We start from the raw sequence: 13110 nt of genomic DNA on the forward strand, positions 1-13110 counted from the left end.
TACAAGTGACAAAGGACAAAGGACAAAGGACAAAAGACAATCTAAAATCCCAGGTCAGCTTTGGCTAGTTCCGCAGCGGCGAATACTTCTGCGTCAGGTTTTTCTTCCCAAGCTGGCTCACCAATTTCGGCATAAAAAGTTGCGTCATAAGGACGGGTACGGACTACTACGGGCATAGGAACGGCGTGACCCAATATTAAAGCTTGTTGTTTCGAGTCTAGCTTTGCCAATACCGATCGCAGTCCGCTACCGCCAGATACACCTGTAAAAATCGCCTCAATGTCTTTTTCATCATTCAGCAAAGCGGTAATGCGAGTCCCAATTTGGGACATAACTTCATTATCTATGCCTGATGGACGTTGATCGACTACCAAAAGTGTGACAAAATACTTCCGCAGCTCGCGGGCAATAGTCCCAAAGATAGTACTTTGGACAATAGCTGGGTCAAGGAAGCGGTGCGCCTCTTCAATGGTAATCATCAGTGGCGTTGGGCGATCGCTAGGATTTTTGCTTTGCAGGAATTTATCTGCTTTCTTGACGTAATGCTCGTGAATACGGCGGGTGATCATATTCGTCACCAACATATAAGAGAGCATATTAGACTGGGAACCAAATTCTATCACAACATTCTTCCCAGATTCCAGGCATTGCACAATTTTACTAATGTAATTCTGCGGGCAAACTGCTCGCATATACTTCAAGCTGTCTAAGCGTAGGAGTTTGCGCTGTAAAGAGTTAATTGAACCTGGGTGTCCCGGCTTTTCCTCACAGAACATCTTAATGTCTTCACCAGTCATATTTAACAGCTGGACAATCCAAGACTTGCCAAACTCATTAAACAAAATATTGGCATTATCCAAGGCTGCGTCAGAAAGTCCTAAATCTCGACCACATAATTTAATATCTTCAACTTCAATTTGCTCGTAACTCAAATAAAGTTCTTGGGCATCACGCACACCCCGACGCTTTGTCGATTCCGGGTCGAGGGTATAAACTTCTACCTTACTAGGAAAAAGTTGCTTTAAGCCTTTAACAGTATTGACATTTTTACCTTCTGCAACGGCTTCCCAGCCATACTCAGAGTGCATATCAAAAATCAAGTTAACTGCCGCATTTTTTCGGATAACGCCAGCTAAAAGTAGCCGAGTTAGAAAAGATTTACCAGTACCAGATTTCCCAAAAACTCCATTACTCCGTTCCACGAAGCGATTCAAATCGATACAAACGGGCACATCCATATCCAAAGGTTTACCGATGGAAAAGTTGCGCCTTTGGGGGTCATCTTCCCAACCAAATACTCGGCGAAAATCGTCAACACTTGCATCGTAAACTTGGCTAAAGTGGCTAGGAATAGTTTTTACCGGCAACAATTCTATCGTCGTGCTGGTTTGTGGCACAAATGAAGCTAAACCAGTCACCGATGGGAGGAAAGGATTGGCCGATTTGCCATTTGTTGGGGAGAAAGATTCTTCAGTTTCGGGAGTAAACATCAACATCGGCGCGAGGTTGATAGTACCGTAAGTACCACTTCCAGCTAAAACATCTCGTAAAAAAGTGTCTTCCCAATTAGGGGGATTAGCAATAATTCGGGCATTAGCAGCTCCCAATGCTACATCTGTCAGCATACAAAAAAAACGCGATCGCATCCCTTGCACAACAAGAAATTTACCCACCCGCATATCTTCTACAGAAATGTCAGGATGCAATCGGACTTCTAAACCTTCAGTTAGAGAACCTTGAATGACCGAACCTAATGGTTGTGCCGAATTCATCTGATTAGTCATTTGTCACTTGTACTGAGCGTAGTCGAAGTATTTGTCATTTGTCACTTGTACTGAGCGTAGTCGTTGGCGCAGCCTCTCGTAGAGAAGTATTGGTCATTGGTCACTTGTACTGAGTTTCGACTGCGCTCAACTACCGCGTAGTCGAAGTATTGGTCATTTGTTTTTCTTTTCCATCCCCTATGCCCCATGCCCAATTCCCTATGCCCTATTATCTAATCAATCTGAATCGAGGTTGGCGCACTTCCTGTTGATGGAGTGGTACTAATTAACGGTTTGCGGAATTGGGCATAAAGGCGATCGCGCCAGGTAAAGAATGGTTCATAATCTATATTCTCGGCAAAGATTGGCAATCCTTTACCTCTGATAGAAGCTGGTAAATCCAGATAGGGACCAGAGGGGAACTTGAGCAATATCGATAAGCCAGCCACGGCTAAGTCAGCTAAAGTCGGCTCATCTCCTGTTAAATAAGGACTATCTGCCAATAATAACGTTAAGGCTTCTAAGTCTTGTTTTAAAGATGCGATCGCTGACTGTATCACATCTGGGCTGTAACCTACGCCAAAACCCAACACTGTCAGTAAGTCACTAGGTACTCCTTGAACCAGACTTTTAAATATATCTGGTGTTGACGTGGGTAATAAAGACTTACGGAAATTTTGATCTTGACTTACGGCTGCAAATAGTGCTTTGCGACCTTTGATGCCTATGGACTCATCCGCCCATTCTTCTATTAATAAAGTTAAACCCCGTTGTTTAGGATCTTGCGGTATTATGGGGCGATCGGGATACTCTAAGTCTAAATACTTAGCTATTTCCGTAGAATCCGCAATATATTTATGACGATCCTTTAATACAGGCACTTGTCTTTGACCAGTCAGCCGGAACAGTTCCACTTGTCCAATCCCAGGCGTAACCTCTATTTTGCGGTAATCTAGTCCTTTAAAATCTAGAATTAGGCGCACTTTCTCTGAGTATTGAGAGAGTTCCCATTGGTATAATTCCAGCATGTGTTCTATCTCTTGTAACTGGTCAACTTATTAACTTTACAATTGTATCTTTAGTTTTAGTAATTTTTATTGGTATTAGTTGGTTAACTGTCTATTTAATTGACATTAAGGTTTAACCGATGCCTGATTTTTGGCAAAATAAAATTATCGATTCAAAAAAATATTGTTTTCTGATTGATTAAAATATCAAATAACTAAGTAATTTAATTCAGCATATATATGACTCGTATTTGATTGCGTGAAAAAAACTTAGTACACTTTTATTCCTTCTCCCCTGTTCTTTATCCCCTCCCAACGCAACTAATTTCTCCAAATCAAAGCGGATTCCTATATATAAATAGACATAACCCCTCATTCGTCGGTCTTCAACAGTTACTGCAATCTTCGTCAGCGTTAGCCTACGTTAAAAGATTTCGGAAAGTAATTTCTGTGCTTTTGCTGAATAATCAATGGTTGATTCTGAAATATAGTTTTCTTCTCTATGTAATTCAGGATTTATGAATCAACTATTGATTTACGTACAGGTATGTATATAAATTGTCTTTTAAGTATAATCTTTCTCGAAGCTCATCGTAACTCATAACTTGTAGAGGTGAGATTTTCACACTTTCTGAGAATTTACTTTACACCGAGTGGGATTTTTAAATTTTGGTGTGATGGAGAAAATTTGCTCAATTTACATGAAATATATGGTAGATATATTTCATCCCGATCGGCGTGAATCGGGGTTAAATATTTAACCTCACTAGCACAAACTCTTCTAGAGAAAAACCTTACTTCCCTCTTGAGTTAGATTTTGTGCATAGCAAAATGTTATAAATCTTTATGTAATGTGTGGACAAAAAAAACAAAATTTATGAAGACAAATTACAGCAAATTTCTGACCGCGTTGGCAGGCATAGCAGGATTTACTAGTTTCAGCGTCCTCATTACTTTACCATCTGATGCGAAAGAGGTACTAAATCCTAACCCCAGTATTTTCAACGAAGCTCCTTATAACCAAGGTCAACGGCTTCAAGCAAACACTCAATACGCACCGACTGAAGCCGTTTCCCAAATCGAAAAGGGCAATACCAAACGCAAACCAGTAGCACAGAAAAGTGGTGGAACGGTAAATCCCAGACCAAGTATTTTCAACGAGCCTCCCTATAACCGTGGTGGTGGTAGTGTTACACCTAGTGTTACACCTAGTGAACCTACACCCGTCACTCCAGGTACTCCACCCACTGAGACACCGACCACAACTCCACCAAAACCAGGGGCAAGTAGCAATCAAGGCAAAAACTTGTTAGCCTTGGCAGAGTCAAACGCTTCCTTTACCACGTTGACCAAGGCTTTAAAAGCAGCAGGATTAAGCGCAACTCTGCAAGGCAAAGATAACTTAACTATTTTTGCACCCACAGATGCAGCTTTTGCTAAGTTACCAGCAGATGCTTTGCAAGAATTATTAAAGCCAGATAACAAAGAAGTATTGCTCAAGATTTTAACTTACCATGTGGTTGCTGGTAAGGTATTGTCTACTGATTTAAAGTCTGGTGAAGTTAAAAGCCTCGAAGGTGGCGCAATCAACGTTAAAGTCGATCCTGCTACCGGTGTAACTGTTAATGATGCTAAAGTAACACAGGCAGATATCACAGGTAGTAACGGTGTAATCCACGCAATCGATCAGGTGATTTTACCTCCTGACTTGTAGTTGTAAGGTATCAGCACAACTGGTAACATTACTAGATTGGCATAAAATATTAATACGTTAAAATTCCGTTCAGATGTTAGTTTTGGACGGTTTTTTTGTTTGCTGTCAGCTTTTGATCTCGATCTTGCATTTCTAAAAGTTCAGGAATAGTAACAAACCTATAGCCCTGTTTCCGAAAGTTGGCAATAATTTCTGGTAAAGCTTGCACAGTTTTAGAGCGATTACCACCACCATCATGCATTAGCACAATTCCACCTGGCTTGGCCCTCCTAAACACATTATTAATTAATTTTGGTACAGCAGGACGTGAGTAGTCTACAGAGTCAGACGACCAGCGAATGATGGCATATTTGCTATTTCTAGCGTAACTAGCCACCCCATTGTGCATGATTCCCCCTGGTGGTCGAAATAAATTTGTTTTAATCCCTGTCACTTGATAAATCAAGTCTGCTGTGTGGTCAATTTCATAGGCAGCTGCTTGTGGATTTAAGAATTGATACCAATGATGCCAAGTGTGATTACCAATTACGTGACCCTCAGCAATTTCCCGCTTTACTAAGCCTGGATAATTCTTCACGTTTTGCCCAATCAGAAAAAATGTCCCCTTAATCTGATTTTTTTTGAGAATATCTAGTACTTGCCCGGTACTTTGAGGCCATGGCCCATCATCAAAGGTGAGCGCAATTACTTTCTGTTCGGGAGTCAATTTTGCCGCATCAACTATTGCTCCTTGAAAACGCTGTGGCACAGTATATGAAAAACCTTTTGTTTGTACTTGTTGCTGCCAACTTCTAAGCATCGTCGCTTTTAGTTCTTCAATCTGCTGCTCAATTCCAACTTTGCTTGGTTGATTGTTTGCATTTATATTCTCTGTACTTTGAGCATTAGAGGAGCTTGACTTAATAAGCATCATCGTGCTGACACTCACACTCCCACTCAAGACAAGCAACGTAACTAATATTTTTTGCAGACCAAAAAATGACTTATTGTCGTCCACTTCATAGCTCCTTCAAGGTCGAACCATCTTTTTTTCACGATACTTATGGCAGCTTTTTCTACTCTGTAAGCCCTGCCATACGAGCTACAGTTATGACTGGTCTATTTTTTAAAGTTAGCTCCAACCCTGACTCTGAAAAAATAGCTTACCCGATGGATAATCTAATATCTATAAGCAAAACTCTCACCATAAAGGTGAGAACTTTCTTACGTATTAATTTTTGTAATCTATGGGGTATAAGGGAATTTCGAGAACTGTAAAAGGCAAGTAAAATAATTTGTAATTAAGTTAAGTTTTGCAACGGAGATTCAGACAAGAGCCACAAAACTTGACATTTCTTAGTTGCAAGGGACTGAACCCCCTATAATTTATTAATCCTGCCTCATTAACTATGAATCTTAATGTAGGCTAAATATTGCATATTCCATTGACGAAGCCATTGCGAAATGATGACGAAGATGTGACCTTTCTTGAGTAATGATGGTAGAGAGCAAATCTGTTAAAAAATTTCTTCGCTCCCCAGCAGCGTCAGAGGATTGAACACTATTAATTGCTGAAAATTCTGCAAATAATGCTTTTAAAGTGAGTCCGAAAACTCCGCACGCTTGTTTCTGTCTCAAAAAAAAAGGGACTTCCGATAAATCATCCATTTGTGGGGCAAGATGCCTACCCCACAAGAGTTAACAGAACACTTTTTTTGGAAATCCCTTATCCTTAAAAGGTTACAGACTAGACATTACATCCCGTGCAACAGTTAAAGTCTGCTCGATGTCTTCTTCTGTGTGAGCAAAAGATGTAAACCCAGCTTCAAATTGAGAGGGTGCTAAGTAAACACCACGCTCTAACATTCCACGATGGAAGCGTCCGAATTTGGTTGTATCAGACTTTTTCGCATCTTCATAGTTATGAACTGGGCCAGCGGTAAAGAATAAGCCGAACATGGCGCTGATTTGACCGCCGCAAGCTGCATGACCAGTTTCTTTAGCAATTTGCAGCAAACCATCTGCTAGTTTTTTAGTAATTCGCTCAAGAGACTCGTAAGTACCTGGCTTTTGCAGCAATTCTAAAGTTTTAATACCAGCAGTCATCGCCAAGGGATTACCAGATAGAGTTCCAGCTTGATATACGGGCCCAGCAGGCGCAACCATTGACATAATATCTCGGCGACCACCATAAGCCCCTACTGGCAAACCACCACCAATCACCTTACCCAAGGTTGTTAAATCGGGAGTGACGCCAAATTTTTCCTGAGCGCCACCGTAAGCAATGCGGAAGCCTGTCATCACTTCGTCAAATACCAACAACGCTCCATACTCGTGAGTTAGTTCCCGTAAACCTTCTAGGAAGCCAGCATCAGGTGCGATAAATCCAGCATTGCCGACGACTGGCTCAAGAATGACACCGGCAATCTCGTCGCGGTTTTCTTCAAATAAAGCTTTGACTGCTTCTAGGTCATTGAAAGGTGCAGTTAGAGTGCTGCTAGTTGCTGCTTTAGGAACTCCCGGTGAGTCTGGCAAGCCAAGTGTGGCGACACCAGAACCCGCTTTCACTAGAAACGTATCGGCGTGTCCGTGGTAGCAACCTTCAAATTTGATGATTTTGTCTCGGTTGGTGAAAGCCCGCATCAGCCGCAAAACTCCCATACAGGCTTCAGTTCCAGAATTAACAAATCTGACCATTTCGATGCTAGGAACGGCATCGATGACCATTTCTGCCAAAACATTTTCTAGGACTGAGGGAGCGCCGAAACTGGTGCCTTTTTCTAAAGCTTCATGCAACGCTGCAATGACTTCTGGATGAGCATGACCGCAAATAGCTGGGCCCCAAGTACCTACATAGTCTATGTATTTATTGCCATCTACATCCCAAATATACGCGCCTTTGACACGATCGAAAACGATGGGTTGTCCGCCCACAGATTTAAAAGCACGAACTGGAGAACTGACTCCTCCGGGCATGAGATTTTGAGCAGCGGCGAAGACTTCTTGTGATTTTGTTGTTTTAATTGTGGTATTTACCAAAGTTCTCTCCTAACAGTGGGCAATAAAACGCTCTATCTTAGGATAGGGTTAAACACTGCTTAGAATTTCTATCCTATAAAATTAGCGGAACCAAAAAAATAACATTATGTTATGCAAGTCCAATGAAGACTTGACTTTAGATATTTAATTCAAAAAAACATATCGGCTGTCCTATTTTGAATGGTATCGTGAATCCATAAATTATTCTCATGAGAGCAAACTAGCTGGTATGTCTTCTAACGATTCGCGATCGCTGCATTACACTATCCCGGTTGAGAAAATTCGCTACGATGAACGGGGTCTAGTGCCTGCAATTGTTCAAGACTATCTAGATGGTACTGTCCTGATGATGGCGTGGATGAATCAGGAGTCGTTACAAAAGACTTTAGAAACTGAAGAAACTTGGTTTTGGAGCCGTTCTCGGCAAGAATTGTGGCACAAGGGGGCGACTTCTGGGCATATCCAAAAAGTGCAGAGTATCCGTTATGACTGTGATAGTGATGCGCTCCTGATTGGGGTAGAACAATTAGGAGATGTTGCCTGCCATACTGGAGAACGTAGTTGTTTTCACCAAATAGAAGGGAAAATTGCTGCACCACCAGGAGATACACTGTCGCAATTGTTTCAAATAATATGCGATCGCCGCGATAATCCTACCGAAAGTTCTTACACTTGTAAACTATTTGCAGGTGGCGATAACAAAATTTTGAAAAAGATTGGTGAAGAAACTGCGGAGGTAGTAATGGCTTTTAAGGATGATGAAGCAGATGCGATCGCAGGTGAGGTGGCTGATTTGCTATATCATACTTTGGTTGCCTTAGCTCACCATCAAGTAGATTTAAAATCGGTATATCGCAAGCTCCAAGAACGTCGGCAATAGATCAAAAAAATAATTCATCCTACCGTGGATTTGTGAAAAATCTTTGCTGAATAGTTTTTATTCCTTATCCACTCCAACGGTTATCAGTAATAATACTGCCGTCTGGCATAGTGGTGTTATGGAGAATAACACAGTCAAAGGTGCAATGAGCGGCATCAGCATTCAACAGGTTGGCATTAGTAAAGTCAGCGTTCTCGAAATAAACGTTAGTCAAATCGGCACCAGTCAGGTTAGCATCCCTCAAGATAGTGTCTTCCAGGCAAGACCTATACAAATCAGCACCACTGAGGTCAGCCCCCGTCAGATTAACGCTTTCAAAAAGAACAGTCAGGGAGGCATCTCTAAAGTCAGTCCCAGCGAAGTTAGCACTTCCTCTTACGTAAACACTTTCCAACTTGGCTCTTCTCAAATCAGCCCCAGCGAAGTTAGCACTAACCAATTCCGCATTATCCAACCTGATTCTAAACAAGTTAGCACAACTCAAATTGGAACCGATGAGATTAGCATCACTCAAATTAGCAAAACTCAAGTTAACTCCACTAAGATTGATACTACTCAAGTCAGCCCCACTCAAATCAACCCCAGTAAAATCTCTTTCCCCAGCAGCATATTGTTGCAACAACTCCTCAGCAGTTATTCTCATCTATACACCTCGGCATTAAGTAGTCGGACAGAATTAATTACACAATGTCATTGCGAATGGAGCGAAGCGGAATGAAGCAATCCCAAGGGCTGAGATTGCTTCGCTTCGCTCGCAATGACTGTAAATATTTTTGTCTATCTATTTAATTAACACCTATTAAAGATAACTTACTAAACCTCTTCGACCCCCTCTAAGTTATTCGCAGGTGGTGATAACAAAATTTTGAAAAAGATTGCTGAGGAAACGGCTGAGGTGGTAATGGCTTTTAAGGATGATAAAGCAGATGCGATCGCAGGTGAAGTGGCTGATTTGCTATATCATACTTTGGTTGCCCTAGCTTACCATCAAGTGGATTTAAAATCGGTATATCGCAAGCTCCAAGAACGTCGGCAATAGAGCAAAAAACAGATCGCCTTAATCAGCCAAAATTCGATTGAGATACTGTAAAATTGCCGCAGCGATCGCTACACTCAAAATGAAGCCTAGCCAGTAAGTATTAGTAATAATTTGCGGTTGGTCTAATGCCCATCCACCCAAGGGATGACCAATAAAAGAACCAACAGCCCAGCACAAAGCGTTGATGGAGAAATAAACGCCGCGTTGATTTTCTGGGGCTAACTCAGTTACTAAAGAGGCAGCAGATGGCGTGTAAGAGACAATCGCCATAGCAAATACTCCCAATGCCAATATTACCCAAACCAGATGATGAGATGGGGCTGTACCGCTTACCCAAATCAGTCCGAAACCAATTGCCCAGAGAATGGCGGAAACAGTCAGCGCGAGTGTGTGAGAGCAGCGTTTTAAGATGCTGGTGACAGGCAACTGACAAATAATTGCGAACAACAGATGCCAAGCAAATAATCCGCTAATCGTAGTTTGAGCAAATCCTTCGGTAGTACTTTCTACAAAAACAAAATTTTTGAAGTAAAGCGGTAGGGTGCTGTGGATTTGAGAAATATAGATTGTAAAAAATATATTAACTACTATGTAGACCAGGAAACGCCAATCTCTTAATACTGCCATCCAAGCAGCAAAAAGTTCTGTCTTTTCAGGTTCCTCTATTTGCTGTTGTTCCGTTTGATTAATTCCTACATAGACAACTCCAAAAAATGCCATAAAAGAGATGGCATCAATCACAAATAGCCAGCGATAATTCCCAATTATCGCGATTAAAAACCCAGCCAGCACAATTCCGATCGCTAACCCCAGATTATCAGCTAGTCTGGCGATCGCAAAAGTTTCCCGTCGATTGTCAATTTGGCTAGCGTCAGCAACCACAGCTTCAGCCGATGGCCAATAGAAACCTATCCCTAAACCGCTAATCAAGCTACCGATTACCAAAGAAGTGAAATTATTGGTTGCAGCTAAAACTAAAGAAGCAATTGCTGAAATCGCCGTCGCTAGCAACAAAGTGCGGCGGCGTCCCCAATATTCAGAATCAGCCAAAGAACCACCCGCAATCCGCCCTACGATGCCGGAAATCGAGGCGCTACCCAAGGCTACCCCAACACTGGTTGCAGATAAACCAAGTTGATTGACAAAAAAGATGGGGGCGTAAAACAGGGTAAAGCCGGTACCAACTTCCGAGAGAAATCTCCCAATTGCGAAAATCCAAACCTGGGGATGTATCGAAGGCAACCACGATGATAACTGAGATTGAGAAGCTAATTTCATAATTTTAAATGTCATAATTTGATGACATTTTTGTAATTCTTATCATTGGTTACTATTTTCCTCATTCATTCCACAGGGTTTCCACAGGGATTTTAGCAGTTTTCCACAGGTGCTATACGAGCTAATAGGCTTCTTGCTGTCTTACTGGGGATTGTTGATTATAAGTAGCAAAGAAGTTTAAGGACTGAGTTTTTATGAAGTAAAGTAACAAAAAATTGCCTTAAACGCCTATTCTGTCGTTCGCATTTATTTTTTATACCATCGTTTTTAACATTTCGCAGCATTGACAAACCCACCCCCTTTTGGCGCACAATGATGCGGCTTGCTTTTATAATTCTGTTCAACCGCTGGCATCAAACGTGTAAAATATATTACTACTAGATGTAAGTGCAGATTGTCGGGATAACGAAAGAGCGTGTAAAGCCTTAAACCGCTTTACCGCAAGCAACTTGTCCCTCTTGATTATCCTCATAGGAGGAAAATCTCATGAAATCAACGGTTAGCATCTTTACAGAAATTCCTGAAACACTCCACGAATCCTTAAAAAATTACTTAGAAACCCATCCCGATTGGGATGAAAACAGAGTACTGACGGCGGCACTATCATTGTTTTTACTCCAAAATGGAGATAGCGATCGCCGTGCTGCTCGAGTTTATCTGGAAACTTTGTTCCATCACTCCACAGTAGAAATGCCCTGTACTGACTCACCAGCAACAGCTAATTTACTAGACACCCCATAGCTACTGGTATAAAGGGCGTTATTCCCCTATTTATTAATGAGGCACGGCATACCGTGCCCCATTCATGGGATTTTCAGCTGATAGCGATCGGCAATATTACAATAAAAAAGATCGGTAGATTCCGATCCATAAAAAAGTTCTAATAGTTTCTTTTATTGCCAAAAGTAGTTGGTAATAGAGTGGAATTTACCTTTGTTCTCAGTCTCCAACTGGAAATGTCTATTTTGAGGCTGCCGCTTCCCTGACTTACGGCAGCATTTCCAGACAGAGGCTAGAAACGGGTCTTTTAAGGGGACTTTAGCTTCATTTGACTACCAATGCACAGCTATGTACCCGATGAACTCCAATCTCAGCACCGTTATATATATCAAAACGGTTACATACCAAAAAATATTTTCCAGTGGACTCTCTCCCCTGTCTACTATTTGAAATAGATAAATAAATATCTCAAATAACTGTTTGGCGTGTATTTGAGGAATATCTACTTATTTTGATTGTCTAAATTTGTCTTTTACTAAAACTAAGAAAATTCCCTAATGGCTCTCCCAAGAGTCAACAGTCAAGAGTTAAAAAACTCTAGACTATAAACTCAGGACTTGCCTTCCAACTGCTGGGGGTGAACAGCAGATTCAAACTTATAGCCTACGCCACGTACAGTTTGAATTAATGCTGGCTGACTAGCATCAATTTCAATCTTCTTGCGAATTTGGCCGATATGAACATCTACAACCCGCTGGTCGCCGACATATTCATAATCCCACACCTCTTGGATTAGTTCTGCCCGCCGCCAAACTCGGCCTGGATGACTAGCTAAAAAATGCAACAAGTCAAATTCCAGAGCAGTTAAAGGTACTGGTTGGTTATTAAGTGCTACCTCCCGTCGCACTGGATCGATCATAAGTTTTTCAAATACCAAGCGTTTCTGCTCGGCTGTAGTTATCACTCGCTGACGCCTCAAAATAGCTCCGACTCTGACTTCTAGCTCTCCTAGTCCAAAAGGCTTGGTGAGATAGTCGTCAGCACCTTTAGCAAAGCCGCGAATTTTATCAGCTTCGTCAGCACGGCTAGTCAACATCAAAACAAAAACACCATTACGACTTTGCATCTCTTGGCAGAGGTTAAACCCTGTGACATCTGGTAGATTCACATCTAGAATCACCAAATCAGGGTTAAATTGCTCAAATAGAGTTAAGGCTGTCTTTCCATCTTCGGCAGCCTCCACCTGATAGTTCTGTTTAATCAAAAAGCGTTGGATTAAATTCCGAACCGCAGGGTCGTCGTCAACTACAAGAATCTTGGCAGGAGCCATGACCATTACTTTGCACAAAAATTCGTAAGATTAACAAGAGAGTTGCGTAAAAACGCAGTTGCCATTTTAGGACTAACTAAGAATCTACATGGCTACGGTATAACAATCCCGATTATTTGAAAATAAATACTCTAATCGGGATTGTGGGCAAGGAGAAGGCGAAACTTCTGTTAGCCAACAGTATATAAGCGCTCTGACTTGAACTGCAACCGTTCTTGATAGCAAGACACCTTCTCGATCCCAGTTAACTGGTAACTTAAAACGTTTCAATTTTAAATCGATATGTGGATATATACCACAAGCGATTATTCAGTATAATTAAAAAAAAACTCTTTTAGGGCACAGTAAGTTGCCAGATTTG

Annotated in this window: 9 protein-coding genes and 2 pseudogenes; 4 read left to right on the plus strand and 7 right to left on the minus strand. The window is 41.5% G+C overall.

The window, feature by feature from the left end:
* Positions 1–41 precede the first annotated feature (41 nt).
* Both NSTC731_RS00955 and NSTC731_RS00960 read right to left on the minus strand, forming a co-directional pair.
* Positions 42–1772 (minus strand): ATP-binding protein, encoded by a 1731-nt coding sequence (locus NSTC731_RS00955; protein ID WP_322693142.1) that lies wholly within the window; start codon positions 1770–1772, stop codon positions 42–44.
* 224 nt (positions 1773–1996) lie between these two features.
* Positions 1997–2791, minus strand: coding sequence for a glutathione S-transferase family protein (locus tag NSTC731_RS00960; RefSeq protein ID WP_445629216.1), 795 nt, complete (start codon positions 2789–2791; stop codon positions 1997–1999).
* 856 nt (positions 2792–3647) lie between these two features.
* Here NSTC731_RS00960 and NSTC731_RS00965 point away from each other — a divergent pair.
* Positions 3648–4484 (plus strand): fasciclin domain-containing protein, encoded by an 837-nt coding sequence (locus tag NSTC731_RS00965; protein WP_445629217.1) that lies wholly within the window; start codon positions 3648–3650, stop codon positions 4482–4484.
* A 76-nt stretch (positions 4485–4560) separates the two neighbouring features.
* Here the strand turns inward: NSTC731_RS00965 and NSTC731_RS00970 are convergent, their stop codons facing one another.
* Entirely contained in the window at positions 4561–5481 is a 921-nt protein-coding gene (locus NSTC731_RS00970) for a polysaccharide deacetylase family protein (protein ID WP_445629218.1), read from the minus strand.
* A gap of 722 nt (positions 5482–6203) precedes the next feature.
* Positions 6204–7502, minus strand: a complete 1299-nt coding sequence (gene hemL, locus NSTC731_RS00975; RefSeq protein WP_445629219.1) for a glutamate-1-semialdehyde 2,1-aminomutase — start codon at positions 7500–7502, stop codon at positions 6204–6206.
* Between the two features lie 229 nt (positions 7503–7731).
* On the opposite strand from hemL, the gene hisIE reads away from it, so the two are divergent.
* Positions 7732–8382: a bifunctional phosphoribosyl-AMP cyclohydrolase/phosphoribosyl-ATP diphosphatase HisIE gene (gene hisIE / locus NSTC731_RS00980; protein ID WP_445629220.1), complete on the plus strand. Its 651-nt coding sequence runs from the start codon at positions 7732–7734 to the stop codon at positions 8380–8382.
* A gap of 64 nt (positions 8383–8446) precedes the next feature.
* On the opposite strand, the gene NSTC731_RS00985 is transcribed toward hisIE, so the two are convergent.
* Positions 8447–9025 carry a pentapeptide repeat-containing protein gene (locus NSTC731_RS00985; protein WP_445629221.1) on the minus strand — a complete coding sequence of 193 codons (579 nt, stop codon included), beginning with the start codon at positions 9023–9025 and terminating at the stop codon, positions 8447–8449.
* A gap of 177 nt (positions 9026–9202) precedes the next feature.
* Here NSTC731_RS00985 and hisE point away from each other — a divergent pair.
* A pseudogene (gene hisE, locus NSTC731_RS00990) lies at positions 9203–9421 on the plus strand (phosphoribosyl-ATP diphosphatase); the annotation flags it as partial.
* Positions 9422–9439: 18 nt separating this feature from the next.
* Here hisE and NSTC731_RS00995 read toward each other — a convergent pair.
* Positions 9440–10699, minus strand: coding sequence for an MDR family MFS transporter (locus NSTC731_RS00995; protein ID WP_445629222.1), 1260 nt, complete (start codon positions 10697–10699; stop codon positions 9440–9442).
* 486 nt (positions 10700–11185) lie between these two features.
* On the opposite strand from NSTC731_RS00995, the pseudogene NSTC731_RS01000 reads away from it, so the two are divergent.
* Positions 11186–11377, plus strand: a pseudogene (locus NSTC731_RS01000) (DUF2811 domain-containing protein); the annotation flags it as partial.
* Between the two features lie 652 nt (positions 11378–12029).
* On the opposite strand, the gene NSTC731_RS01005 reads toward NSTC731_RS01000, so the two are convergent.
* On the minus strand, positions 12030–12749 hold the full coding sequence (locus tag NSTC731_RS01005; protein ID WP_445629223.1) for a response regulator transcription factor: 720 nt from the start codon (positions 12747–12749) through the stop codon (positions 12030–12032).
* Between the last annotated feature and the right edge of the window lie 361 nt (positions 12750–13110).

It is taken from the genome of Nostoc sp. DSM 114167 (assembly GCF_052692655.1).

What these genes read in the sequence shown, in the direction of transcription:
- NSTC731_RS00955 (WP_322693142.1), bottom strand. Translation starts at nt 1,772, where the DNA reads ATGAATTCGGCACAACCATTAGGTTCGGTCATTCAAGGTTCTCTAACT.
- NSTC731_RS00960 (WP_445629216.1), bottom strand. Translation starts at nt 2,791, where the DNA reads ATGCTGGAATTATACCAATGGGAACTCTCTCAATACTCAGAGAAAGTG.
- NSTC731_RS00965 (WP_445629217.1), top strand. Translation starts at nt 3,648, where the DNA reads ATGAAGACAAATTACAGCAAATTTCTGACCGCGTTGGCAGGCATAGCA.
- hisIE (WP_445629220.1), top strand. Translation starts at nt 7,732, where the DNA reads ATGTCTTCTAACGATTCGCGATCGCTGCATTACACTATCCCGGTTGAG.
- NSTC731_RS00985 (WP_445629221.1), bottom strand. Translation starts at nt 9,025, where the DNA reads ATGAGAATAACTGCTGAGGAGTTGTTGCAACAATATGCTGCTGGGGAA.
- NSTC731_RS00995 (WP_445629222.1), bottom strand. Translation starts at nt 10,699, where the DNA reads ATGAAATTAGCTTCTCAATCTCAGTTATCATCGTGGTTGCCTTCGATA.
- NSTC731_RS01005 (WP_445629223.1), bottom strand. Translation starts at nt 12,749, where the DNA reads ATGGCTCCTGCCAAGATTCTTGTAGTTGACGACGACCCTGCGGTTCGG.